16 protein-coding genes are annotated in these 26,784 nt (G+C 63.7%); 7 read left to right on the top strand and 9 right to left on the bottom strand.

Going from position 1 to position 26,784, the window contains the following annotated elements; genetic code table 11:
- Positions 1 to 863: 863 nt before the first annotated feature.
- Positions 864 to 2,324 (top strand): RICIN domain-containing protein, encoded by a 1,461-nt coding sequence (locus FLX07_RS02315; protein WP_208762032.1) that lies wholly within the window; start codon positions 864 to 866, stop codon positions 2,322 to 2,324.
- 146 nt (positions 2,325 to 2,470) lie between these two features.
- Positions 2,471 to 3,004 (top strand): kinase, encoded by a 534-nt coding sequence (locus FLX07_RS02310; RefSeq protein WP_142567731.1) that lies wholly within the window; start codon positions 2,471 to 2,473, stop codon positions 3,002 to 3,004.
- A gap of 245 nt (positions 3,005 to 3,249) precedes the next feature.
- On the opposite strand, the gene FLX07_RS02305 is transcribed toward FLX07_RS02310, so the two are convergent.
- A complete protein-coding gene (locus tag FLX07_RS02305) occupies positions 3,250 to 3,663 on the bottom strand; it encodes an RNA-binding S4 domain-containing protein (protein ID WP_229689456.1) in 414 nt (137 codons plus the stop codon).
- 531 nt (positions 3,664 to 4,194) lie between these two features.
- Between FLX07_RS02305 and FLX07_RS38220 the strand changes: the two genes are divergently transcribed.
- Complete coding sequence (locus tag FLX07_RS38220; RefSeq protein WP_373292423.1) at positions 4,195 to 5,538, top strand: tyrosine-type recombinase/integrase; 1,344 nt, start codon at positions 4,195 to 4,197, stop codon at positions 5,536 to 5,538.
- A 303-nt stretch (positions 5,539 to 5,841) separates the two neighbouring features.
- Positions 5,842 to 6,525 (top strand): DUF2637 domain-containing protein, encoded by a 684-nt coding sequence (locus FLX07_RS02295; RefSeq protein ID WP_142567729.1) that lies wholly within the window; start codon positions 5,842 to 5,844, stop codon positions 6,523 to 6,525.
- 280 nt (positions 6,526 to 6,805) lie between these two features.
- On the opposite strand, the gene FLX07_RS02290 is transcribed toward FLX07_RS02295, so the two are convergent.
- Together FLX07_RS02290 and FLX07_RS38780 are read right to left on the bottom strand one after the other, a co-directional pair.
- Complete coding sequence (locus FLX07_RS02290; protein WP_142567728.1) at positions 6,806 to 7,123, bottom strand: hypothetical protein; 318 nt, start codon at positions 7,121 to 7,123, stop codon at positions 6,806 to 6,808.
- Between the two features lie 17 nt (positions 7,124 to 7,140).
- Positions 7,141 to 7,494 carry a GNAT family N-acetyltransferase gene (locus FLX07_RS38780; protein ID WP_223852996.1) on the bottom strand — a complete coding sequence of 118 codons (354 nt, stop codon included), beginning with the start codon at positions 7,492 to 7,494 and terminating at the stop codon, positions 7,141 to 7,143.
- Between the two features lie 755 nt (positions 7,495 to 8,249).
- Between FLX07_RS38780 and FLX07_RS38970 the strand changes: the two genes are divergently transcribed.
- Positions 8,250 to 8,597, top strand: coding sequence for a hypothetical protein (locus tag FLX07_RS38970; protein ID WP_464467227.1), 348 nt, complete (start codon positions 8,250 to 8,252; stop codon positions 8,595 to 8,597).
- Positions 8,598 to 9,337: 740 nt separating this feature from the next.
- Here the strand turns inward: FLX07_RS38970 and FLX07_RS02280 are convergent.
- From FLX07_RS02280 to FLX07_RS02265, 4 genes are all read right to left on the bottom strand, one after another.
- Positions 9,338 to 9,886 (bottom strand): DUF6879 family protein, encoded by a 549-nt coding sequence (locus tag FLX07_RS02280; RefSeq protein ID WP_030506723.1) that lies wholly within the window; start codon positions 9,884 to 9,886, stop codon positions 9,338 to 9,340.
- 9 nt (positions 9,887 to 9,895) lie between these two features.
- Positions 9,896 to 10,120 (bottom strand): hypothetical protein, encoded by a 225-nt coding sequence (locus tag FLX07_RS02275; protein ID WP_142567726.1) that lies wholly within the window; start codon positions 10,118 to 10,120, stop codon positions 9,896 to 9,898.
- A gap of 616 nt (positions 10,121 to 10,736) precedes the next feature.
- Positions 10,737 to 13,685, bottom strand: coding sequence for a Z1 domain-containing protein (locus tag FLX07_RS02270; protein ID WP_208762031.1), 2,949 nt, complete (start codon positions 13,683 to 13,685; stop codon positions 10,737 to 10,739).
- Positions 13,682 to 15,112 carry an ATP-binding protein gene (locus FLX07_RS02265; protein ID WP_208762030.1) on the bottom strand — a complete coding sequence of 477 codons (1,431 nt, stop codon included), beginning with the start codon at positions 15,110 to 15,112 and terminating at the stop codon, positions 13,682 to 13,684. The genes FLX07_RS02270 and FLX07_RS02265 overlap by 4 nt, the downstream gene beginning before the upstream one ends.
- A 564-nt stretch (positions 15,113 to 15,676) precedes the next feature.
- Here FLX07_RS02265 and FLX07_RS02260 point away from each other — a divergent pair.
- Both FLX07_RS02260 and FLX07_RS02255 read left to right on the top strand, forming a co-directional pair.
- Positions 15,677 to 22,744, top strand: a complete 7,068-nt coding sequence (locus FLX07_RS02260) for a DUF4011 domain-containing protein (protein ID WP_142567724.1) — start codon at positions 15,677 to 15,679, stop codon at positions 22,742 to 22,744.
- A gap of 184 nt (positions 22,745 to 22,928) precedes the next feature.
- Positions 22,929 to 24,518: a hypothetical protein gene (locus FLX07_RS02255; protein ID WP_142567723.1), complete on the top strand. Its 1,590-nt coding sequence runs from the start codon at positions 22,929 to 22,931 to the stop codon at positions 24,516 to 24,518.
- Between the two features lie 169 nt (positions 24,519 to 24,687).
- On the opposite strand, the gene FLX07_RS38655 is transcribed toward FLX07_RS02255, so the two are convergent.
- Both FLX07_RS38655 and FLX07_RS02245 read right to left on the bottom strand, forming a co-directional pair.
- Positions 24,688 to 25,491 (bottom strand): very short patch repair endonuclease, encoded by an 804-nt coding sequence (locus FLX07_RS38655; protein ID WP_142567722.1) that lies wholly within the window; start codon positions 25,489 to 25,491, stop codon positions 24,688 to 24,690.
- Entirely contained in the window at positions 25,488 to 26,771 is a 1,284-nt protein-coding gene (locus tag FLX07_RS02245; RefSeq protein WP_142567721.1) for a DNA cytosine methyltransferase, read from the bottom strand. The genes FLX07_RS38655 and FLX07_RS02245 overlap by 4 nt, the downstream gene beginning before the upstream one ends.
- Positions 26,772 to 26,784: the final 13 nt, after the last annotated feature.

Below are 26,784 nucleotides of genomic sequence, written 5' to 3'. Positions count from 1 at the left end.
AAAGGCACTGGCCGTCGGCGTGGATGGTGCCGGAGGTGACCCGTTCGGGCCTGTCGATGACAGGGCCGGGCGGTCTACCAGTGCGGATCGAAGGGCAGCATCGGGATCATCCCCAGCAACGAATCCCGTATCAGCGTGAGTATCCACAACACACCCGCGCTGAGTACGACGCCAATCAGAAGTGACACCACGACCAGCGTCACCAAAGTTCGCCCAGAGGACCCGGGCCGACGCTGAAGAACCATGCCACCAGCCAAGCAAACGGACGGCAGGCATACCAGTCTCGATGGCGTTCGCTGCGAATTCGATACGAGTCGTCAACCGGCATAGCCACCAGGTCGGCACTCGGGAATGCAGAAGGCCGGTTCCGATCTTCGGAACCGGCTTGATCGTACAGCCGCACGGCAGGCGCGACGGCGACACTTACACCTTCAGGATCAGCGTCCCTCCGCGGTGTCCAGCAGGGACGGCCCTCGGCCTGGTAGGCCGCAGCGCCCCCGGGCGGCAGGCGATCCTGTTCGTACCCCGCACCGACCGGGCCGCGATCGGAGAGCGGAACGTGTGGCCGAGGCGTGGTGGAGTTTCATCGGCACCGTCGGGGCGCCGTCGGGACGACAGGAAGTCTGTCTGAAATTTACAGCGGTGTCCGTGACGGACCAGCGGTTCGAGCACGTCGTCTCCCTTTCTGTTGACGCGCTACCGCCCCCTCTCTAACGTGTGGCCTCCGTGGGTGTTGTTATCGCTAACAGTGTGCACAAGTGAAAGTTCGACCCAGCAATTCGGATCTCGTGATGGGACATTTCATGGCACTGAGCATGGCGTCTGATGATTACTCATCAGGACCAACGCGGAGCATCCGGTCGTTGCGCCAGTTGCTGATCGCCCTTGTGGTGACCGCGCTCGCCGCAGTGGCAGCCCTCGTCCCCGCGTCGTCGGCCAATGCCGCCACCAACCAATTCCGAGGCATGAACTGGGCCGTGCTGGGTGACAACTTCAGCACCGGCACGCTCGTCCTGCAGGGCCTGAGCCAGTCCGACAGCAACGCGACAGTACGGGCCAAGGCCAACGCGCTCTACGACCACATGGCCTCCACCATGGGGGTCAACACCGTCCGGTTGCCCATCAACACTCACACGGTGGCCAACACGACCTGGTGGAACTCCTATCGCGGCGCCATCGACGCCGCCACCGACCGCGGATTCAAGGTCATTCTGGCCTATTGGGAGGACGGCGCAGCCTCCGGCGGCAGGATCACGAACCTCGCCGCATGGAACTCGATGTGGTCCACCGTGACCAACACGTACGGCTCGAACAGCAACGTCTACTTCGAGCCGATGAACGAGCCGCACGGCTACTCATCGGCGGACTGGCGCAACGTAGCAGCGAACTGGCTCAGCACTCACACTTCGGCGGTGCCTGGCCGGGTGCTCATCGGCGGTACCGGCTTCAGCCAGGACCTCCGGGACATCTGCAACGACAGCCGCTTCAACTCGACGCTGCTGTCCTTCCACTACTACGCCTTCTTCTACAGCGCGATGACCTACGACGGCTTCCGAAGCCACATTCAGACGCTTCTGGGCAACTGCGCCTCCCGCGCGATCGCGACGGAATTCGGCGCGCCGATGTCCACCGGCCTCAACTACGCCGACGCGAACAGCACCGACAACTTCGTGCGCTACCTCCGCGCCGTGGCCCAGGTCATGCGTGACAACCAGATGGGCGGCACCTACTGGCCCGCCCTCGGCGGCAAGCCGGGCACCATCGGGTACGACTGGTACTCGATGTACGCCCTCGGCGGCAGTGGCACCAATCTCACCTTGAGCATCCGCAACCAATCCGGCGCCGACCGGATCCGCTACGCCTGGGGCGACACCGTCGGCGACTCCACCCCTTCGCCGCAGCCGGAAACGTTCTACAGGATCAATGCGCGCCACAGCGGCAAGGCCATGGACGTCCTCCAGGCGAGCACCAACAACGGCGCGCGCGTCGACCAGTACACCTACGGCGGCAACCCATGGCAGCAGTGGCAGTTCCAGGACGCCGGCAGCGGCTACTGGCGCATAATCAGCCGCCACAGCGGAAAGTGCCTCGACGTGACGAGCGCCTCGACCGCCGACGGCGCCGAGCTCATCCAGTACACCTGCGGCACCGGCACCAACCAGCAGTTCCAGATGGTCGCCAACGGTGGATACTTCCAGCTCCGGGCACGACACAGCGGCAAATGCGTGGACGTACCGTCCGCGTCGACCGCGGACGGCGTGATCCTCAAGCAGTATTCGTGCAACACCGGCGCCAACCAGCAGTGGTCGCGCACGGCCGTCTAACGCTCGTCTCGACGTGACCGCGGATCCGCGGATCCGCGGTCACGTCCCTTCCCCGGTGCCGCACGTGAGGTTGCTTCTGAAGGATCGCGGGTCCGTGCAGTGGAGATCACCGTACAGTCCCCCCGACCTGTTCGTACTCTGAGGCGGTGCGTACCGGCTCTCCCGACACCCGTCTGATCGTTCTTCGCGGGAACTCCGGCTCTGGGAAGACCAGCGTCGCCCGTGCCGTGCGGGCCGCCTATGGCCGCGGTCTGGCGCTGGTCGGCCAAGACGTCGTACGGCGGGAGATGCTGCGGGAGCGGGACGTACATGGTGGTGTGAACATCGGTCTCATCGACACGATCGTCCGGTACTCCCTCGACCACGGGTATCACGTCCTGCTCGAAGGCATCCTCACCGCCGGCCGGTACGGGGCCATGTTGCAGTCCCTGCGCCGTGACCACACCGGGACCAGCGTCTTCTTCTACCTGGACGTGTCCTTCCCGGAGACGCTCCGGCGGCACGACAGCCGCCCTCAGCGATTGGAGTTCACCCCGGACCAGATGCGGGAGTGGTATCAGGAGCGCGATCTGCTGCCGGACGGGTGCGAGACGGTCATCGGCGAGGACAGCCCGCTGGAAGCGTCGGTACGGCAGGTGCTGCGCCAGGCGCGCCTGACTCCAGCACAGACCAACCAGTGACAACGCCGCTCGATGGCGGCCGCCTCAATCCGATCTCGGGACTGTACGGTCTTTGACTGGACGGACCTCCACCAGCGTCGAAACTCGGCCTGCCCGGACCTCGAACGCTCCAGCGACGCCGTCAGCACCAGCTCGGCGGCGGTGTTCCTGGCGGCCGGAAGACCACCGGAAGACCAAGCGGAGAACAGCGGCCGCCGACGTGGGCGACGGCAGACTCCGCACCCAGTTCGATGCGGCATGCCCGTTCACTCCGGGCGTGTCCGGCGGTCCCGCTCCTCCACTACCGGGCGCCCGAGCAGCTTGTCGATGCTGCGGCGCTCGCGTTTGGTGGGACGTCCCGCGCCGCGAGCCCGAACGGCCACCGTCAAGGTTTCCTCGCGCGGAGGAGGCGGAGGGCTCTTGTCGACGTAGCACTCGGCGGCCACGGGGGCGCCGACGCGCTTGGTGATGACGCGGGCGACGACCACGATGCGTTCGCGCCCCTCGTGCCGCAGGCGGACCTCGTCACCGACCCGGACGACGTGCGCGGGCTTGACCCGCACCCCGTTGACCCGGACGTGACCGCCCCGGCAGGCGTCGGACGCGATCGAACGAGTCCTGGTCAGCCGTACCGACCAGATCCAGATGTCCACCCGCGCGCCCACCTGCTCACCCGACACCCCGCCACTGTACTGAGACAGGGCGCACGGCCGGCTGAGGTCCTCGTCGCTTGAGATCCGCTTGAGGAGGGAGAGTTGGCGGAGATTGACCGGGGTCCCAACGGTGCATGACGTCAGCTCGCACCTGCTCGCGGAGCGGGGCAACCCCTCGTGTCGTGCAACGCGCGGAGTCATGCCGGGTGAATTGAACTGCCGTCGATGGCCGGAGCTTGTTCATCAAGGTGCCCAGGAGATCCCGTCAGTGCCCCCTGGCGGCGCTCAGACTGACGGCGAACGATCAAAGGCCTGACCGCTGTCTCCAGCGATCAGGCCCTTGACCTGCAACTACCTGGTCGGGGTGGCGGGATTTGAACCCACGGCCTCTTCGTCCCGAACCGCGAGCGCCGCTTCAACAGAACGTGTTTAAGGCATCACCATCTGTGTGAAACCCCAGGTAGAAGCCCTAGTGTGAGTGTTACGTGGTCCTGCCGAATGTCAGCTCCTGGTGCAGGGTCCACTAACGCGGCACTAACGGACGATCAAGGGGGTGAATTGGGCTACTCGTTCAAGCGGCTCGACTCGCGCGGTCGGGTTCGCTACACGGCCTGCTACAAGGACATACGCGGGAACGTTGTCTCAGCGGGCACCTACTCATCGAAGCGGGCGGCGGACAAGGCCTGGCAGCAGGCAGAAGCCCGTATGGATCAGGGGAAGATCGGCCATCCCAGCCGGGGCAAGCAGACCTTCGCCGAGTACGTGAAGAACACCTGGCTTCCCAACCACCAGGTGGAGCCGTCGACCATGCAGAGCTACACGTACACGCTGAACAGGCACATCCTGCCGACCTTCGGTCCCATGCGAATGGTCGACATCCTTCCCGAGCACGTCAGGGCGTGGATCGCCAAGTTGAAGGATGACGGCGTCAAGGCACCGACCATCAAGTACGCCAAAGTCCTGCTCAGCGTCATCTTCACGACCGCGCTCAACGACCAGGTGACGTACATCCACCCTGGCCGGGGTGTGAGAACGCCGACCGTTGCCGTGAAGCCCCGGACTGTGATCACGCCCGAGCAGTTCGACGTCCTCTATCAAGCCCTGCCCGACAGCGACACGCAGTTGCTCGTCGAGACCGCGATCGAGACTGGGCTTCGGTGGGGAGAGCTGTCCGAACTTCGAGTGAAGGACCTCAACACGAGAACCCGGATCCTGACCGTGAGCCGCGCCGTGGTCGAGGTCAACCCGAAGTTCCACCCGGACGGCGGACGCTTCATCGTCAAGGAGTACCCCAAGGACAAGGAGTTCCGTCGGTTCAAGCTGAGCCGGCAGATGGTCGACAAGCTCGAGGAGCACATCAGGAGCGAAGGCCTGGAGCGCGACGACCTGTTCTTCACCTGGAAGCATGTTCCGCGGGCTCGTTCGCGGACCAAGGCGCTTCCCGATGTGGACACGCTCGGCTGGACCAAGCCGAACGAGAACGCCAAGACGTACAAGCACGGGACGTTGTCCGCCTACAACGCGGGCAAGTGCCGCTGCGAGTACTGCCGCGCTGCTTTCGCGCAGTACCGGGCGAAACGCCGAGGTGAGGAAGGGAAGGACGCCCCACGCCAGCCTCGGCAGCGCGACACCGACGGCCACATCCCGGCTGACTGGTTCCGACGGCAGGTCTGGAAGCCCGCGCTGAAGGAAGCCGACTTGGGGATCCACGTGCGCATCCACGACATGCGGCACGCACATGCCTCATGGTTGCTCGCTGGCGGCGCCGACCTGCAGGTGGTCAAGGAGCGACTTGGCCACGCCTCCATCGCCACCACCGAGAAGTACCTGCACACCCTCGATGACGCCGACGAGACCGCGCTGGAGGCGTTCTCGAAGATTCGGAATCGGTCCGCGAGGTGAGCAGGTCTGCTTCAGTACGGCGCCTTCGGCCCAATCCCGATTCGCGGAAAGGAGAGCCCTAATCAGAGGGAGAACACGGGCGAGACCCGGAGGAGAGGATGCATCTTCGCCCACCCATCCGACGCGCGACGATCGTCGCGCCGTAACCTCGTCGGTTTGTTGTCACTGCGAGTGAATGCTGGGGTTAGGATGTCCCGTCCCGGATGCCCTTGGGACGTTATGACGGTGGAAGACACCTGCGATACGTACATCCCCTTCGCGGCATCCACCACGCTCGTTCTCCATGGTCGGGAGGGCTGAGCGATGGCGGAACCAGACGCTCACGCTGTACGCCGCATCCAACGCACGACGATCGCTGGTGTCGTGCTACTGGCGCTGATCGCGGCGGTCGTCTCGTTCAGGCACATGCACGAACTCTGCCTGCGCCACGGTGAGGACCACCTCGCGGCAGTGCTCATCCCGCTCGCCGTCGATGGTCTGATCGTCGTCGCCTCGATGTCCATCCTCCTTGCCAACCGTTACGGCCTTCGGGGCGGCATGCTGGCGTGGAGCCTGCTCGTGGTCGGCAGCCTGGCCAGCCTCGGCGCGAATGTCGCCGTTGCGGAGCCCAGCTTGATCGGCCGTATCATCGCCGCTTGGCCGTCCCTGGCCTTGATCGGCAGCTACGAGATCCTGATGTCCCAGATTCGCCGCTTCGCGGGAGGACTGGCCGAGTCCCAAGAACTGCCTGCCCTCAGCGCTGATCCCGCCGCCGACGCGGAAGCTGACCCAGTGGAACCACAGAACGATCACGAGGAAAAAGCCGTCGCGGCTGAGCCCACCAGGAACGGCCGACTGCTACAGCGAGAGGCCTGGCGTTGGGCACAGCAGAACCGTCAGGCGGACGGAGACCTGCCCAGCGGTGTCGCCATCGCTCGGACCTTCGCCCGCAGCCCTCGTTGGGGCCGCTTGGTCAAGAAGGCCGGACTCACCGGCAAGCTGAGCTGACGCGGGGGAACGAGAAGGCGAGGGTGCATGCTGTCGCGCATCAACTTCTGGTCACGTGTCCGTGGCCATGTAAAAGGGTTCTGATCCAATTATTGTGGGCGCTCCCGCTACAGAACCCGATCAGCGCGGGGGCATGCGGCCCGCGATTCACTGCTGGTCCTTGACGCGCCAGTGAGGTGAACACTTCCGCCACGAACCCACCGAGGTCCCCACGAAGGCGCACGCGCAGCAGCATCGACCACCGCGGACCCAAGATTGAATCAACCTAACGAAGCACTACTTAGAGGGTGATGTCTCCGTGGATGTCGCGGGCCTGGATCACGTTGTTGGCTTGGCCCGTGAAGGAGTTGGCCACGGCGCCGGTCTGCGCCTGGTTCCACAGGCCATGACAGTCCTGACGAAACCTGGGATCTCTGGTGAACTCCGTCTCCAGGGCGGCGGCCGCGCTCTCCTCGGATTCGAGGACGGCGGGCCTGTCGCGGAAACGGTCACGGATGCGGCCGATCAGGGTGGTCAGGGCCGTCCCGGCGGACTCTCCAGTACGGGTGGCAATACCAGTGGCGACGGCACCGGCGATGGCAAGGGTGACAGGATCCATGCGGGAGCTCTCCCTGATCAGGAATCGGGATTCAGGCGGGGTAGGCATTCCAAGACGTAAACGTCCCAGCGAGGCGGAGTGACGCCAGGAAGGGGACCGTTTCTGCCGACCTGGCGCCATCCGAGGTGCCGGTAGATGCTCTGCGTTTCCAGGGCGGTTGGCTGCACCGACAGGACGGCGCGTTCCTCTGTTCGGGTGCCGAGCAGATGGTTGATGAGCTGCTTGCCGATGCCGCGGCCTCGCTGGTCCGGAAGGACGGCCAGGCTGGTGAGGGTGAATGTCCTGCCGTCCCATTCGTCGGTGATCTCGGACCTCGGCCGAGTTCCTTTAGCGCTCTGGCGAGCGGAAGTGTCCCCCAGGCTTGGCTCCATTCGTCATTGATTTTGACGAAGATCCGAACGGCGTCGGCTCCCAGCTGCGCCGCCTGGTCGAAGTGGCCGAGGAGGGCTGCGTGTTCGCCCAGGCTGAGCAGCGTCATGCCTTCCCCTCGCCGTAGTCCTCCGGCGCGGAAGACCTCAAGGGCGGCTTGGAAGCAGTTGTGCGCCTTCTCGCGGTTGCTCATCTCCTCGTGGATCAGCCCGAGCCCTCTGAGGGAAAAACCGGTGAGCCACGTGTCGTCGGTCTGCCTGGCGTAAGAGATAGCGCTCTCGTAGTTGGCTATCGCGCTTTCCCGTCTACCCCCGCGCCAGTCCGCGTCGCCAAGCGCGAAGAGGTTCGAGGCTTCCCCCAGCCGGTCGCCGAGAACACGGGCGGCCTCGGCGCCGGTGCGGTGGATCTTCTCCCACTCCATCCAATAGGAGTGAAGCTCGAAGAAGCCGTCGGCCACGACGGGTAGCTTCCACGCGATGTCGTACTGGCCGGTGTCCGTGGCCTGGTCCAACGCGGCCAGGATGTTCAGGCGCTCTACCTCAAACCAGCCCATGGCTGCCTCCGCGTTGTCGAATACCGGAATGACGAGCTGTTCCCGCGGCACGAGCGGAACTTCGTGTGAGGAGGGGAGGATGGCTCTGCGACCGGTGTCGGCGGTCAGGAGGTACCAGCTCAGCCCCCGGCGAACCGCCAGCGCCTGGTCCCTCGCGCTGGTCTCCGCCCTCAGACGTTCCTTCGCATACGCCCTGAGCAGATCATGCAAGCGGTATCGACCTGCCGACACCGTTTGCAGGAGATGCGTCGTGGACAGTGCGTCCAGGAGCCGCTGGGTGGCGCGCTGATCGGTGGAATTGAGCAGCGCCAAGGCCGCCTCCGTGCTGAACTCCTGCCCGGGGTGGAGGCCGAGCAACCTGAACGCTCGCTGCAATTCGGGCGAAAGTGCACGGTACGACCAGGAGAACGCGGCACGCACATCGCTGAGTTCGTCTTCGCTGGAGGCGAGGGAGTCGAGCCTGTGCTGTTCCACTTCGAGCTCGGCGACCAGGTCCGCGAGCGCAAGTTGCGGCCTGCCTATCGCGCGTTCCGCCACGACGCGCAGCGCTAGCGGGAGGTGGCCGCACAGTTCGGCGACACGAGCTGCGGCCTGGGGTTCTGCGGTGACGCGGGCAGTGCCGATTACTTGTCCGAGCAGCTCGATGGCGTCAGAAGCACTGAGCACGTCCAGGGTCACACGAGCCGCCCCTTCCCTCGTTACCAACCCTGACAGGCTACTTCTGCTTGTGATCAAGGCAAAGCACCCGCGTGATGCCGGAAGGAGCGGGCGGACCGTGGCGGTGTCTGCGGCGTTGTCGAGGACTACGAGCATTCGCCTGCCGCTGACTAATGAGCGGAACAGCGAGGCGCGTTCCGCCAGGGTTGCGGGGATGCTCTCCTTGGGGACGTTGAGCGCCCTTAAAAAGCTGTCGAGAGCCTGGCCAGCACTCAACCGAGCACCTGGTCCGTAGCCGCCGAGATCGATATAGAGATCTCCGTCTGGGAAACGGTCACGCACCCTATGGGCCCAGTGCACGACGAACGCGGTTTTGCCGACCCCGGGTGGGCCGGCGATGGCGGAAAGGACGCCCGTGCCGCTTTCGGCCGCGAGAAGGCGGTCGAGCGTGGCCAGGCTCTCGGCCCTGTTGACGAAGCCACCCACCGGAGGGGGAAGCTGTCGCGGCAATGGCAGTGCCCGTGTCAGAGGGGTCAGGTTGATCGAGCCGTGCATAGTGCCTATCTGCACGACGGAATCGGCGTCACCTGTGAATTCGTTGCTGGAGCCCTGCATTTCCGTCAGCTCGCCGCAGACTAAAATATGCCGTCGTATTTCTCTTCAAAGGCAGTGAATGGGATAGACTGGCTCACTGCCATATCTCTCCAGAAATTGGCCTGAACGATGCTCTGCGGGTCGTCCACAATCTCCGCTGCCTCAAATGAACCATCCTCTTTATAGTGCATGGTGATGAGGCTGGACGAGTCGAAGAGCCAGTAGTCATAGCGAGGGAGTCCCTCGGGCCATTCCCCGGACGGGACTGGGATGAGTCGCACGTCCTCACCCGCTGGCACGGTGTGCGCATATGCCCAGGCGCACTCGAACCGCACGTAATCGGACAGGGGTTCCTCCACCACGTGGACCCGGTGCAGGAGCTTCCCGGAATCTCGCGCGGGCCTGACCGTTCCATCGATCCACTGGGCGATCCCGGGGAACTCACCGCGCTGCTGGCCGCTTAGGAAGAGATCGAACTCCGCCTTCTCGTAGGAGACGTCGTAACGCTGCAGCGACTCCAGACGGTAAGCAGTGAAGCGGAACTCGGTGAAGAAGCGGTTGAACTCCGCGTCGTCGAGAGAGCGAAACATTCGCCCCACTCAGCGCGCCTCGTTCTTGGCATGAAGCCTGTCGACGGCGCCCAAAAGCACCTCAGGCGCAATCTGTAGGGCGATCTCGCCCGGCAGAACGTTGACGAGGTTGGAGAAGGTGTCCCGGTCGACCGCTGGCCCCTGAACCACGATTTGCCCATTCTCGGCCAAATAGATAGCTGGGCAGCCGTTGCCGCCCGAGCCCTGGTCTTTATAGAGCATTTCGAGCCGCATGGAGGCCCTCCCGTGAGATCACAAAATTGGCTTCAATGTATCCCGGCAAGACTCCCAGGTCAATCCCAATGAATGGAGGGGCCATAATGCACAATACGTGCACCGATGGCCCTCCTTCCCAAGGCTGCGCAAGAGACGCATGTCGGGGCCAGCAGTCGGTCCAGTGCCGTGCAGGGGCTGCTTCGTTGAAAGGCCAGCCACCTATCATCCGCGTCACCAATCTCCCTGGGGAGCACACCTATGGGCGGTGAAGCTGTCGGTTACCCAGAGACCGACCAACGGACGGGCGCGTTGGCCATCGGGAGGTGGGCGAAGCTAGCCTGGTATTCGGCCGCAAACAGGGCTGGACTGCCGTAGGTGCCCCCCACTCAGCGTGGATGTGCCTGGCCCGCACGGCCAGCCCGGGCGTCGGCCGTGACCTGGGCGGCCCCAGGCTCGGCGTTGATCGGCCGGTAGAAGCCCGACCGGGACACCTGCAACAGCCGGCTGCCTGACCCCGAAGGCGTCGCGGTCTCAGCCGAGCCAATGCTCAGTTGGGACGCGACCGCCTTCATCATCGCCAGCTCCGTCGGATAGTAGGGGCGGATCGCAGCGACCATGTGGATTGCGTGCCTGCTCAGGGGGATAGGGGGACGGACGTGCCCCGACTCGATCCTCTCATTGAGTCTCCACCGACCCAAGGTGCTTCGTCATGGGCATCGACAATGGCTTGCTCGGGCTTCGAGTTGACCTTTGTCCGAAAGGCGATCAGCTTGCGGTCGTCCGATGTAGCGGACTCGGGCGCGAGGAGACGGAACGCGAAGGTCAGGTTTCTTGGGTCGATCCCATTACTCGGGTCTCCCGCGACGTAATCCTTCTCCACGACGGGGTAGATGATGGCGGCACCTCGTTGTGGACCCCTCAAGCCACGAGCGGTCTCGTCACCCGCCGGCGACTCGCACTTCGAGATCGCGGCCGCCACCGTGCGGTGCCTGGACTCGCTGATCGCGCTGAAGTAGTCCGTACGGATCCTCTTTCGTCGGAACAGGCTCATCGGCTCGCTGCCGAAGATTCGGGCCTTCGCCTCGCCTGCCCGCACGTGCCGCGGGAAGATCAGAACCCAGTCCTTGACCTTCCCGGTCTCGCGAAGCTCAACGAGCCAGGAGAGGTCGGGAATGAAGACATCGCTTGCCGCCCACTCGAGGCGCCTGAGTGCGTCCAGAAGCTCCTCGTGGGTGACCACGGCGACGTCGGCCTCGAACGAGGGAGTGCCGTCCCCGCCGAACCGGACACGCCGATCGATCGCGGCGACCAAGGGTCGCCAAACCTCGGCGTTGGCGGCGATGCGCTCGGACTTGCTGGGGTAGGCGCGGGGCTCGATTGGGGCCCCGGGGGAGCGTCGAAGTACGAGCTCCGCGTTGTACATCTTGCTCGCGGACGTCGGCTTGATCCACGGCAGGTGTTGGTGGACAAGCGGTGGTATCTGAGCCGGGGTGATCTGCGGGCGTCCATCGACAAGGTCCGCGTAGCGGCGGAGCTCGTCACGGAAGAGTTCCTCGTCGAGGACGATCCCCTCGAAGGCCTCATGCAGTTCTTCCGTGATGAACAGCCGGACGAGGTCCTGGTAGCCCTTCCGGAAGCCGAACCAGCGTCCCATCTGCATCAGGGTGTCAGCCTGCTTCGTGCCCCGGCGGTAATAGGAGACCGTGAGGCCCTCGACTGTGAAACCTCGGGCGAGCTTGTTTCCGCCCACCAGGACTCGCCAGACCGCGTTGTGGTCGAAGTCCAGTTCTTCCCGTTCGGTGTCCTTGTCGCTGTTGACGATGATCACGGGATCCCCGTGGGGTGCGATAAGGCGTACGGCGGTGCCCACATATCGAGCTACCTGATCGAACTCGGGTGTCGCTTCGGCCTGGCCCAGCGTGGTCGAAACTCGGCGGACATCATTTTCGTAGAGCGATCGGAGGCGCTCCAGCCCCCGAGGAGAGAAGTACCCTGCGGAATCCCATAGCTGTCGGAGTTGTCTCGCGGACTCGCTGTGTTGCGCCCGCTGCATAGCCTCGTGGACAAGCATCGTGTGATGCCTGAAGCGGCCATAGCCGCGTTCCTGCCGGTAGAGCTTCAGTGCGCCGGTGAGCACGAACATGTCCAACGCGTCGCGCAGTTCGTGCTCCTGGGACTCATCGGGGTCCAGGTAACGAACATGGGCCTCTTCGGAAGAGTGGGTTCCTTCGACTTCGCCATCGTCGAAGTCGTGAAAGTCCCGGGCGCCCATGTAGCCGGGCGGTCGCCGCAGGGAGATCAGGAAGTCCTTTGGGAAGATATCTTGCGCGTCGGTGGGGTCCACGAATACGTTCGCGAAGGGTGTGGCCGTGTACCCCACGTACTGAGCTCTGGGGAGCATCGATAGGAGTTCGGAGATCAGTCGGTTGATCGCCGTTCGCTCCTTCTGTTCCTCCTTCCACTTCTTCGGGTTGCTCGTGTTCACTGAGGCCTGATCCGATTCATCGTCAATGATCAGAGTCGGTATCTCTTCGAGTTGCGTTGTGATCATTTTGAGATCGGCCACGAGCTTCTTCATGACCGTTGAGTTCTTCTTCAGAACCACGAGGCGCGCGTCGCTGTTGAAGAGGTTCGCCGGGTCGTAGAAGGGGCGGTGCCGCTCACGACGATCGACATCCAGCGCCGCGATTCCCTGGTGAAGGCTCTTGTAGTCCTTCGCACGAGTGGTGAGCCGGTGGATGTCGGGCCGTCCGGCGTCGGAAGGCAACAGACCATGCCTGACGAACTTCCCGTCTCGCCAGTCATCGTCGTCGCGGTAGTCGATCTTGTCCATCGCCTCGATATTGTTCGGATCGATGCCGCGGAGGATGTTCTCGACGCCCACCAGTTCCATGTCGAGGCGTCGCTGAGTCTGCTCCCGCAGCATGTTCGTCGTGCCAGTGAGGACGATCACCAGTCGGTATCCGACATCGATGGCTTTGGCGATGACGCCAGTGAAGTTGGCGGTCTTGCCGCTCTGGACGTATCCGACCACCAGGCCACGAGAAGAGTAGATCTCCGGGCGGGTGGGATCCGACAGGCGCTCGACGACCCGATCTGTGGCGACGTCCAGTGAACTGACCGCGTCCGCGTCCCAACCCTTCTCCCGGAGGTGATGGGCGTAGTGGATCCAATAGAAGTTCCGGCGCCTCCGAATCTCGTCGGTGTACCACTCGTCCCACTCTGGCGCGATGACGATGGGGCTGGCGCCGCCGGCGACGGGAAACAGATCCAGGAGAAGGCCGGCCGTGGCGTCGTCGACCGTCAGTCGCCGGATGATGACGTCACGGCGCTCGTTCGTGCTGGGTTTGGTTCCCTCAGTCCAGTCGGCGGTCTCGTGCTTGTCCCAAGTCGCCAGCCGTACCTGGAACTCATCGAAAAGCGCGTCGTCGCGATCGGCGGCCTTCAGGAGCTCGCGGAGCGCCACGTCGGTGGCGGCCACACCTGGGTCGACCCCGTTCGCCATAGCGTGCAAATCGCGCGGTCCCCGCCGGATCATCGCGGAGAGGGCATCCACGTAGGCGTCCTTCAGTTCCGCGCTCACGCCGTACCTCCCGGTAGTGTCTCATCTGTCACGGCCGCTGTGAGGATGGCCTGCCAGAGGTCGATATTGTCCCGGTCGCGAGGACCAAGGTGTTCCCCCTGGAAGGCGTCCTCCATCAGGAGATAGAGCAGCGCCTTGAGTAACGGCGTGTCACCCTGCGCCCTCCTGTAACGCTCGTTGAGCCAAAGGGTCTGCTGATGCCGGTCGATGTCGAAGAACTCGTCCCCGTCCATGGCCCGCCAACGGAGGTGTATCGGAGGGCGGCCGGGAAGGGTGGGGATCTCAGCGGCCACAGCGTCGCGTATCGCGTCCGAGAAGCCGTCTCCCAAGGGGAGCATCTTCTTGCGCTGGCGTTTGCGCTGTCGAGACTCCTTGAAGCGCTCCTCCGCCGCTTTGAGGTACGCGGCGAACGTCGTTCTATCCTCCGCTTCGGCGTAGTCCACGAGGGCGCCGAACTCAGGTCCAACGACCACCTTCGACTTCTCGGGGTTCATCCGGAAGAGCCCCGCGATGTCATCGTCGATATCCACCTCTACCCGGGCAAGCTGTAGGCGATCTTCCACCCCCTGGAGGCCGCCCCATCCGCCGCCCGCCTGCAGTAGACGATCACGGCGGTAGAAGTACAACCCTTGGCGGGACGCGGCACCTCCCGGAAGCCGGAACTCCGGAGAAGTGGATCGCGGAGGCCAGACATGGCAGACCAAACGAAGCTCGCGGCCAGCCAGGCTCGCACGCAGCTCCTTGGGATAACCGGAGAGGCCCGGTCGGCTGTACGCGAACGGGTTCTTCGGTGTAACAGTGAATCTCGCGCCAGGGAGGGGATGCTCCACGTCCGTCACGTCGAGCGCGATCTGGATTCGCCCATCGGACAAGAACCGGTGAAAGACCAGGCCGAGATGGTTGAAGAGATCTGTGGTCATACGAGCGACGAAGGTCTCGACACGCTCGGAGTCATTGGTGGCGGGGAAGCACGTCAGGTGATCCCACCGGATCACTGTGCCGCTGTCTCCCATGGGCACGTTCCAATCACGGCGAAGTTCGCCGGTGGCGAAATCCTCCGAGACGATGTCGCATTGAAATCCGCTGCGTCCCGACCGCAAGCGCCATCGGCGGCCCACGGCGGGTCGGCCGGCCGCTCGGGACAGCACGGTGAAGTCATCGGCTTGGCTGAAAGAAGCCGCTTTCAACCCGAGGCCGAACCTGCCCAGGTCACTGTCGCCATACTCCCGGTGGCCGCCAACCGTCATGGCGGCGTCAACTGTCTCGGGTGTCATGCCCTTGCCGTTGTCGACGACGTAGAGCGTCCTGAGATAGCCATCCTGGCGAACCAGACGGATGAGTACATAGGTAGCCCCAGCGTCGATGGAGTTGTCCACGAGATCGGCGAGGGCTGTCTCAAGGGAGTGGTTTCGCCCCAGACTCTCCAAGGCGCGAGGATCCGGGGGCAGATCGACAGATCCAACGACAGGGATGGCCTCTCGCCACCCACCCCGAGTCTCGATATGGGGGACGGGTGGGGGCATTGGTGCCGACGGGGGTGTGAAAGGAGGCGACTCGATCTCACTCTCTCGCGGAACTGGCGGCGGCGCGGGTGGTTCCGCGCCTTCTGGAACCCAGAAAGACCACCCCTCGGGCGGCTTCGGCCACGAGGGATCCGGCTTCCAACCCGAAGGCGGCGTCCATCCAGCTGGAGGCGCCGGCCAGCCGGGGGGTGTGTTAAAGCGCCACGTGGTCACTTCGTCGCTTGAGCCTGCCATAGCCACACCATTCTCGTATGACTCGGCCTTTGCCCAGGGCAACTTGCCGTAAGCCGTCCAGTGTGATCGCAGTTGACCCATCCGTACATGTAGGGCCATTCTCCTGCTCGTGACTGCTTTGCCACGAGTCACATGGGCCCGGCGCGGCACTGCCATCATTCTGGTAGCGATGATCAGCTGCTCCGGCTCATGACAGGCCACGCAGACCGATGATCTTGGAAGGTAGCGGCATAGGTGCGCGTTCTCATGCTCGGCTCGGGGAGCGAAATCCGCGAGCTGCGTCAGCAAGCCGAGCGCTACGGGCTCGAAGTCGCTGAACGCCTCACGGCCAGCGTCACCCACGTCGTTATCGATCAGTGGGTCAGTCCTGACGACCCTCGGCTGGTCAAGAGCAAGATCGCTGGCCTGCCTGTCTTCACGGTTACGCAATTCAAGGAGTGGCTGGATCGGACTCGTGGTGGTCGCCGCCCAGAGCTCTGGGACGCGGGTGGGGCCCAAGAACCCGCCCAGGATGAGGACACCTCGGTGGTCGTTCCGCCCCCGCCGGGGCCTGTCGCCGCTCCCGAACCAAAGGCAGTCTCTGAGCCGGAGCCCATTTCCCCCCCAAAGGACGCGGAAGAAGCCCTGCTCGGGGTCGTGAGGTCCTGGCGGGACTCGTTGCTCGACCTCAGCGGGCGCAACAGGCTCCTCAACTTCAAGCACCTGCAGACCGCCACGCTTGAGATCATCGCGCCCTCTCCGGAATCGGTGATCCGAGGGCTCGAACGCGGCCTGTCGTTCGACAGGATCGACGAGGATGGCGAGCGGCCGTCTTCTCGTGGCTCGCTCCTGGTCACCCAGAAGAGCACTCAAGCTCAGCTCGACCGTTCGCTGAAGCGCCTCTCGGCGGCATCGACTCAGCACTTCAACGAGACCGGTCTGTGGGTTCTGTACCTCGGCGTGGGCTTCGTGGAGTGGCGTGACGATCCTGTGGGGGAGTTCAACGCCGCGCCGATCGTCTTGATCCCGGCACGCCTCGACCGAACCGAAGACGGCTCGTATGACCTTGTCGCGGTCGAGGACAGTGAGCCGATCATGAACCCTGCCCTCGCCGTGAAGGCGGCGGAGGTGCGACTCTCGTGGCCCGACCCGGCGGAGTTGGACACAGACAACCTTTCCTGGACGTTGTCGGCTGTACGGCGTGCGGTCTCTCCACGTGGCTGGAAGGTCAACGAGCGTGTGGTGCTCGCGGTTTTCCACGCTCACAAAGAGGCGATGTACCGGGACCTCCTCGACAACGAGGCCCGCATCCTTCAGCACCCCGTCGTGCGTGCCATCGCCCTGGGACCACGTGCGCAGACGGCCGGCGCAGAACCCGCCGCCCTCGCGCCCATGGAAGACATCGATGTCGTCCAGCCGCCAGAGGACACACCTTTGGTCTTGGACGCGGACGCGTCACAGCGCCAGTGCGTCGCGACCGCGGTGGATGGTCGGACCTTCGTCATGGACGGGCCGCCGGGGACGGGCAAGAGCCAGACGATCGCCAACATGATCGCTGCTCTGCTCCACCAAGGACGCAGCGTCCTATTCGTCAGCGAGAAAGCCGCGGCTCTCGATGTGGTCCGTAACCGGCTCGACCAAGTTGGGCTCGGTTCTTTCCTGCTCGCGCTTCATAGCGAGAAAACGGGACGAAAGCAGGTCGCCCAAGAACTCGGCCGCACTCTCGACGAGCGAGTCAAGGCGTCGCGGACGATGAGCGAAGAGGACCGTCACCGGGTGCGTAGCCTGCGACGACGTCTATCCGAGTACGCTGAGGCGATCAACGAGACACGTCGCCCGCTGGATAGAACGCTCCACGATGTCATCGGCAGGCTCGCCGAGCTGCAGGCCGTTCCAAGTCTCCCGGTCGTGGGCGGGGGATTCGTCCCAGGCGAACTCACCGGCCACGCCCTGGTCGACATCCTCGACGCGGCCGACGCTTTGTCCAGGGCCTGGCGGCCGGTCATAGAAGGGCCGGACTTCGTCTGGCGGGACCTGCGAGGCCGAGCCAATCCGTTGCCGGCCGTCGACGCCGCGCTTGAACGATTGGCGAGCCTCGAGCGGTGCCTGGCCAAGCACGGGAAACTCGCCAACTCACTGGGATTGAATGACCTCGCTTCTGTCGAGCGTCTCCTTGCGACACTGCGGCTCACGCGCAATCGCCCCGACGTTCCTTCCGGCTGGCTGACCGCAACCGATCTCTCCGGCACGATCACGGAGATCGACCGTTTCGCCGGCGCTCTCGAAGAGGTGCGCTCCCTCGAAACCGCCGCACGACAGATCGCCGGCGACTCGTGGCGCGATATCCCTGTCGACTTGGTCGACGAGATCCCTCTCCACCAGGCATCGCTGGACCGGCTCCAACCAACAGGTGTGCTTCTGTCCGGCTTGGACAGCACGTCCGCCAAGGATCTGGTGAAGAGATTCTCTGACACCATGGCGATGATCGCGGCGCACCGTGATTCCCTCCGCGGGATCGCGACTCTGTACGGCGTCGCCGTACCGACCAACGCGCAGCAGGCGATCTCTCTTTGTGAACTCACGCTGCTCGCTTGCTCCGCTGACAAGCCCGAAGCCGCCTGGCTCAACTCCGAGGAGCGTGAGCGGGCGCGAAACGCGGCGACATCGTTGAGCGCGGCGCTCATAGAGCTTCGTGGCGCTCGCGATCGCGCGGAGCTCAACTTCACCGACCGTGTCCTTAGCGCCGACAACCTCGACGACGCCGTGCGGTGGTTGGAGGGTCCCTTCCGGTCGGACACACGCTATCTGGCACGGCTGAGCACGATGTCTACCTACACCGACGCCATGGTCACTCGTTTGCCGCAAGCGATCGACTGGCAGAGGGCCCACCAGGCGTTCTGGCACGTCGCTGAGGAGAGCTTTCCTTCACTTGGTGACTACTGGTCCGGCGAGAGTACGGACTTCGACCTCATCGACCAGTTGATGGCTGTGGCCGAACGGATCTCGTCGCTCGCGCCACGTATCGTGGACCCTGAGCGTTTCGCCGCCCAGGTGGCTCGCGGCGGGACACCCCATCGGGGGGTGATCGAGTCGGCGCGAGTCCTGCAGTCTGGGCTTCGCGAACTTCCGAGGCTCGCGGCCATGTTCGGTGTACGGACACCGGCCACGCTCACGGAAGTCGTCGCGCTCTGTGATCTCATCGCTTTCGCGAACGTCCCCGATAAGTCGCGCGCCTCTTGGCTCGACGCCACGAGTCCCCTGCCGACGCATGACCAGGTTCGTGCGCTGGAAAGCGTCGTTCACCGACTGCGTGGCGCACGTGAGCAGGCCACCAGCAGCGGCTTCACAGACGCTGTACTAGCAACGGATGGCCTCCCGAAGGTAGCGGAACGACTTGCGACGCAGAAGGGCGTCTTCAGCGTCTTGTCCTCCACCCACCGTGCGGATAGGCGATATGTAGCGGAACTCACGGCCGCAGGTTCGTGGAACAGCGGCCTCGTGGAACTGTTACCGCTCGCGCTGGAGTGGCGGCGAGCACAGAGCGCCTTCGATGAAGCAGCGGACGCGAACAAGGACTGGCTGGGAGAGTTCTGGCAGGAAGAGCGGACGGACTTCCACGCCATCATCCGGGCGGTCGAAACCGCACGGAAGATTCGTGAGCTAATTCCCAACCCCGCGGATCTGGGCGCACTCGCCCGGCAGGTCACGCTGGGATCCACTCCAGACCCCGCTGCCATCCGAACCGGTGCCTTGATCTCCGCGCATCTCAAGACGCTGCCGCAAGTGACAGCTGTTTGCGGACTCCCCGTTCCCGAGACTCTCGGCGAGGTGGTCGCCTTCTGCTCTGTCATGTCCTACGCCGATGCGGCGAGGAAGCCCGAGCCGGCTTGGTTGGACGACTCCAAGCGGGCGAAGGCCCGGGCTGCGGCCAGCGCCAGCCGGGCCGCGACTGCTCGACTGGCGGCGGCACGCGCGGCGGCTTCGGACATGTTCACCTCGGAGATCCTCTCCGCGACCGACCTTGAGGAGATCTCCGAAAGGTTTGATGGAGCGCACGCCCGAGCCAAGGCGTACATAGCCCAGTTCACTCGGACTGGCGCGTGGAGCATGGATCTCCTCGACGGCCTCGGCCAGGCTCTGGCCTGGAAGCGTGCCGCCGCCGAGTTCCGAACCGTGGAACAGCGGCACGCGGGTTCCCTCGGCTCGTTCTGGGCCGGCGAAGCCACGGATTTCGACGCGATCTCGCGAGGACTCGACCAGGCCGACCGCATCGATGAGCGAGCGCGCGATGTCTTCGACAGCGACGCGCTCGCCGTACAGGTCGCTCTTGGCGGCAACACCAACGAGACGGTCCAGCCACTGGCAACGAAGATCGCCGCAGACCTGGAGGAGTGGAAACGGAGCCTCGTACCCGCGCCTCTCAAAGGGCCCCGGCTCGGCCTGGAACGTCTCGACTTCGAGAACGCGATCGAATGGTACGGCGAGCATATCTCGGCACTCAACGCGGTGATCGAGTTGAACGAGGCCGTGCACGGCACGGACGGATCGGGTGACGTCGATGAAGCCCGCGCCAAGCTGACGGCGGTACGAGCGGCCGTGTCCGCCCAATCGGCATTCCTCGGCGAAGCCGAGCGGCACACAGCGTTGCTAGGTGGTCTCTACGCTCAGGTCGAGACGGACCTCGACCTTGTGGGGCGGTCCCTCAATTGGGCCAGGCAGGTGCGAGAAGTCACCGGGAGCATGACGTCCGTCGCCGCCGAAGCCTTCAGCCTCTCCACGGACGATCCCCTGCTCGCGGCCGCATACCAGTCGTGGAACGAGGCGAAGTCGGAAGTCCTTGGACTCTTCGACGACGCGAAAGCCAACAGGCTCGCCAAGACCTTCGTAGGCGGTGCCGACGCCGCCCGCGAAACGTTGCTGCGTATGCGATCGGATGCGGACGGTCCTAGGGAATGGCGTGCGTTCACCGGCGCACGCGCCAGGCTGGGCGCGCATGGCCTGAGCGGCATCGTCGATCAAATGATCAGCAGTCGTGTCAGCTCGGATCGGCTATCCGACATGATCGAGCGCGCCGTGCTCTCGTCCTGGGTCGATGGCGTACTCGAGAACGATGAACGCCTTGAGGATGTCCGAGGTGTAGACCAGGATGCGCGGATCAAGGACTTCCGCAAACTTGATCACCTTCTGATCTCGACCTCGCACGCCTTGGTGATTGACGCTTGCAACACTCGTCGCCCCAAGCCGAACGTGGGAGAAGCCGCCACGATCGCGCGGGAGGCTCAGAAGAAGACGCGCCACAAGCCTGTTCGGACGCTGCTCGCCGAAGCCGGTCACGCGATTCGGGCACTGAAGCCGTGCCTCATGATGAGCCCGCTCACCGTCAGCCAGTTCCTGCCGACCGACTACACCTTCGACGTGGTCATCTTCGACGAGGCGTCCCAGGTGCTTCCCCAGGACGCGGTCAACTGCGTGTACCGCGGAAAGTCCCTAATCGTCGCGGGCGACCAGAATCAGCTGCCCCCGACGTCGTTCTTCACTGGGTCTTCCGGCGATGAGTCGGAGGATTACGACGAGGACACCCCCGACGCCTTCGAATCGCTGCTCGACCTGTGCAAGGCGAGTGGTGTGATCCCCAGCCTGCCTCTTCAGTGGCATTACCGCAGCAGGCATGAGAGCCTCATCGCCTTCAGCAATCGGGAGTTCTACGAGAACACCATGGTCACCTTCCCAGGGCCGGTGGAAGGCGGTCAGAACGTAGGTGTGAGCTTCGTCAAGGTCGACGGTGTCTATGACCGGGGCAAGAGCGCGACGAATCGCATCGAGGCGGCGGCTGTGGCCGAGCGTGTTATTCACCATTACGAGACTCGCCCCGGTCTTTCGCTCGGCGTCGTCGCCATGTCGGAGCGGCAGGCGGAGGCGATCTGGGAGGCCGTCGAGGAGGCTCGCCTAGCTCGGCCACGGCTGAACAAGTACTTCGCCGACGATCGGCTCGACGGATTCTTCGTGAAGAACCTGGAGACCGTCCAGGGTGACGAACGAGATGTGATCATCATCTCCATCGGATACGGCCCCGACCATGAGGGCAAGCTGGCGATGAATTTCGGCCCCTTGAATCGCCAGGACGGCTGGCGCCGACTAAATGTCGCGGTCACGCGCGCCCGCAGCCGGGTGGAGGTCGTGGCCTCCCTCCGGAGCTCCGACATCGATGAAGGCGAGAACGTCAGCAGGCGGCACCTGAAGCGTTATCTCGCCTATGCGGAAGGAGACACGGGCTCGATCGGACGTCATCAAGGTGACGTGAGCGACCCTGGGTTGTTCGGGCCATTCGAAGAGGTTGTCGCCTCCACACTGGAGGAATGGGGCTACGACGTCGAGCGTCGGCTGGGAGTCGCGGGCTACAAGATCGATATAGCGGTTCGGCACCCTGAGCGTCGCGAGAATTTCGTCATCGGCGTGGAATGTGATGGCGGCATGTACGGCTCCGCCAGGGCGACGCGCGACCGTGATCGCCTTCGCGGGGAAGTGCTGAAGCGCCTTAGTTGGCGCCTCCACCGGGTGTGGAGCATCGACTGGCTCCGTGATCCCGAGGGCACGAAAGAACGTCTGCGGTCGGCGATCACCGACGCCATGACCAACATCGAGCAACCGGTCAAGGTGCGCGAGCGAAGTCCGTTCGCCGGGCCCGTGATTCGGACGGTGGACGCGAGGAACTACACGCCCGGGAGGGACTGGGCAGTGCCATACAAGATGGCCCGCCTTCCCTCAGTCGATCTCTACTGGGACGACACCTCTCAAGTCGGTGACATGATCTATACGATCGCCCAGGCGGAAGCTCCGATCCATTGGGACCTGGTACGCCAACGCCTTCGCGACTGGTGGTCGGCAAGGATCACAGCGAGTGTCGATGAGGCCCTTCAGCAAGCGCTGAGACTCCTGGTCCGACGGAAGCGGGTACGCCAGCGTGATGATTTCCTCTACTTGCCTGGCATGAATGTGACTCTGGCTCGGACGCCATCCGCCGGCGTCACTCGCAAGATCAGCCACATCGCCCCGGAGGAACGACAGATCGTGCTGGTCCAGCTGGCCATGGAAGCGCCGGGCATCGAAGAGCAGGAGTTGTTCACCGAGACGGTGAGATTTTTCGGAGGTGGCAGGAGCAGCTGGATCAGTAGCGAGTTGCTCGCTGACGACCTGCGAGTTCTCAAAACTCGTGGTGCTCTAGATGGACTGACGATCCGCTACTCAAGTGACGCATTGCTTAGGGCGGTGCGGAACCGTGAGGGGTCGCGGTCGGACAAGCCTACGAAGACCAGCATCGTGTAGTCGCCGTCGCCAGCGCCCACACCCATGGGACGTATCCAGAGGGTGCCAGCCCAGGCGCCCTTGTCCCTGTAGTGCAGGAGCTCTTGAGGCTCGAGAGCCCTGAACCCCATCGAACGCGATCGCCTGGGTGATTCGGCTGTGAAAGCAGTTGTCTCTTACCTGCTTTGATGGGGGAATAGCTTCCATGAGAAACGCTCGAGACGAACTTGCGGGTTACCTCAAGAGCCGCCGTCAGATGGTGTCTAGGTTGAAGGCCTGGCGAGCAGGGCCAGACCGTATCCTCACCCTGCTTCAGCAGGCGGCACGGATCCGGCACGAAGAGGCGCTACGAGCGGGCGATCCGCATGTCACCGAGGATGCCGCCTTATGGACGAGAATCTTCGCCCGGCTGGTCAACTGGAACGCTCGCTTCCCGTACGGCCACGGGGACTGCTCACAGAAGGACGCCGAAGAGGTCGTGGCTTTCGCGAGAGAGCTCGACGCTACAGAGCGGCTCGAAACCGCAATTAGCGTCGGCGCATTCTCGGTCACCAAGTCATCGGGTCTTTTCAAGCTTGCCATCACTCAGGATCCTGCCGTTGAGGCGGCCGATCTCATGCTGGAAGCGTTGACCAGCCCACATAGATACCCGGATATCGGCGGTTCCGAAGTCAACGTTTGGCTCCACCGTCTTGCACAGGGAAAGGGCGCCACAGGGATCCCGACGAATGTGCGTAGGTCGTCGGCCCTGTGGGGGAGGAAAGCTATTGAGGCTTACCGGGCGGCGCTTCCAGAAGGAAGTCTCCAAGACTCCTTCACGCTCCGGGGGCGGCTGACGGTGGGTAACGCTGTCCAATACTGGGCAGCTCTGGTTGGGCTCTGTTACCTACTAGACAGGATCGCAGCCATCACCCGGGATACGAGGGCCACTCTGATGTCGATGCATAAGAATGCAATTGCGGCGAGGTTGGCCGATGCCGTCGGAGAGGGGGCGGATCTGGAGCTGGCCCAAGAGGTCGTTGAGCTGGCGACCTTCACTCCGGGAGCCAGTCCCCTGGCCGCTCCCCTCATTCCGTGCGGAGACCGGCTCATCATTTGCCCCGCCCTCGTGAATCCAATCGGCACAGAGCGTCTGCTGCTGCGAGCTGTCGCAAGCGATCCATCCCGCTCTGGGAAGCTGGGTAAAGACCTTGGTAGACGGGCTAGCGCATGGGGTGAGTTCCTGTGTGGGATCCCGGGAGTACTTGTGGCCGAAGGGGTCATAATCAAGCGGGCAACCGGAGGAATCGCGGGGGACTTGGACGTGGTCGCTGTTGATCCTTCCGCGGGCGTTGGCATCTGCTTAGAGGTAAAATGGCCTATCGACGCGCAATCGCTGGGAGAGTCGATGAAAATCACGGATGTCACAGATAAAGGCGCAAGACAGCTCGACCGTCTCAGGTCCTTTCTCGCCACTGGCGATGCGATTTACACCCTTCCTTCAGGCTGGCCTCGATTCGAGGAGGTCGAGTGGGCTTGGGTGGTGGGAACGCCCCAGCAGCTCTATGCTGGCACGCTCCCCGTGCACGATATCCATGTCACATCTCTGCGCTATATCATGCAGCTGCCGAAGCCGGCTACGCTTGGCCAGCTGATCGGCGGAATCGCGAGCCCCTCTTGGCCGGAAAGGAATCGCCACTTCGAGATACGTCCAGCGCGTATGCGAATTGGGGCGATCCGAATCGAGCAGGAGACGATCGCACTCATGCGAACGCCACGCTGGTCACCCAAATACTCGGAAAATGGCATTGGCTGATTCTTGTCCGACTTCTTTGCTTGTCCGCATGCTGGTCCCTACTGGCATTATGTGCGGACGTGTCAACGATAAAAATCTAGAGAAAATCAGATCACCTAGTGGGTGGGGCGGGAGTGGTGCTGATTCGTGAGCGCAGTCGCTAACCGCCTGCATAGGTATCCTAATGCACCTATTGAGCCCGGGAGGCTGTGCTTTCTCTTCGCGTGGCCACTGCTGCAGCCACCCGCTCAGCCGCCTGGGTAGGCGATTCGTGTTCCCAAACGCGGATGACTAACCAACCGGCTTCAGTGAGTACACGATCGGTGTCTCTGTCGCGGGCCTGATTCTCGGCGATCTTTCTGGTCCAGAAATCGCTGTTCCGTTGGGATGCCCTATGGTGCTCGGGGCATCCGTGCCAGAAGCAGCCGTCGGAGAAGACCGCCACCTTGGCACCTCTAAACACTATGTCCGCGCGTCGCCTGAACCCAGTGATAGGCGCGACATCGACGCGGTAGCGGAAGCCGAGATTGTGGATGGCCTTGCGGAGGGCGAGTTCCGGCTTGGTATCCTTTCCGCGGTTTCCGCGCATTGAGGCGCGAATGGCGGGTGAGCTCGCCCACGATTCGGCTGGCATCGAATCATCTGGCGTCCGCACGAATCCTTTGGACGTGGCGATCTCCCAAGCTACGGCGAGATTGCGCGCTCTAGTCGCTTCTTCCACCTCACCCAGGTACTCCACCTGGGTCTTGCCGGCGTTCGACCATCGCAGGTACGCACGAATGCGTCGTGTACGCCGTCGGAGCTTCAGTTCGACCGATGCCCTGGCGGTTCTGCCGTCACCGAGATCGACCATGCGCCGGTTCGGGCCGCCTGCCGCACGGTCCTGCTCCTTCGTGCGTGCGGATCGGGGCAGGTCAGGCTTACAGCGCCAGGCGCTGTCGGGAGGGCATTCCTTCTTCCAACGACCTAGCTCCTGTCCTTTGGCCGGGCTCATGTCGGCTTCTCTGCCTCGCCGAGGATCTTCGCGACAGCCTCAGCGAAGGCATGTCCGAGTAGCACCGGGACGGCGTTGCCGAGTTGCCGCATCTTCTCTCCGCGGGATCCGGCGAGGGTCCAGGTGTCGGGGAAGGTCATCACCCGGGCGGTTTCGCGCACGGACATGTAACGATGGGATCCGTCGTCGAGCGCTACCACCGATTCCCCACCGGGCACGCCGTGAACGCCTGCCTTCACTGTCTTCGCGGGGCGGTCCAGTTCGTTAGGGGTGTGGCCTTTGTAGATCCGAGCGTCCGGCCAGCCGACGTGATCGGTGAAGCCGCCGAGGAATCGCTCCTTGCGGTCGAGGTACTCGATCGGGATGGGTGGGAGCGTTCTCTGCCCGTCGATGCCGTTGACGGCGTCCCTGAGCGTTCGCCAAGCCGGTTTCTGGTCCACTGCCGAAGGGAGTGTCTGTTGCGGAAGTCTCTCCATGACCCTCTCCTGGACCTTTCGAGGGACTTCTGGATGTCTGTCCCAGTATGTTCCGTCGGCCATGGACGCGTACAAACTGGCTTCGGAGAACTGTGGCTTCACCAATTCTTCGAATCTCTTCATGTCCACGCCCAAGTCTCGGCGGAACGCGACGAGGATGACTCGATTCCTGATTTGAGGGACTCCGTAGTCGGCCGCGTTGACCGCGAAGTGCTGAACGTCGTACCGCTCGTCCGGCAGGCCGCCGTCCTTGTCGATCAGCTCGCGCAGTCGCGTGTCGTGTTCATGCCACGAACCGCCTTCCCGGCGCTGTTCGAACGGCAGCGTGAGCTCTCTCTTGATGTACTCGAAGTAGGGCGCGAACGATTGGCGTAGGAGTCCTCTCACGTTCTCGCAGATGACGACCTTGGGCCTCATTTCCCGTACGGCCCTGAACATATGAGGGAAACCGTTGCGGTGATCCTCGTCCCCGCGGCCGGTTCCGCCCAGGCTGAACGGCTGGCAGGGCGGACCTCCCGCGAGTACGTCGACCAGGCCGACGAGATGGTCGAATTCGGCTTTCGCCACGTCACCGCGTAGAAGCGGCGGCCTTTCCCCGGGGGTGGGGATGGGAGGCCGCTCTCCTTCGATGTCGTATGGCTTGGCGCCGTTGGCGACGAGGGTCTCGCACGCCCACTTGGCGACCTCGTTCAAGAGCAGGGGTCTGAAGCCGGCGCGTGCGACCGCCATCGCCAGCCCTCCGCCGCCCGCGAACAGTTCGACGCTCGTTCTGTCCTGATTGGCGGAATCCAGCAGCTCAGACATTGCCGAAGTGTAC

This window comes from Microbispora bryophytorum, from assembly GCF_006874465.1.
Lineage (GTDB): Bacteria > Actinomycetota > Actinomycetes > Streptosporangiales > Streptosporangiaceae > Microbispora > Microbispora bryophytorum.
This window is presented reverse-complemented; position numbering and strand designations above follow the sequence as displayed.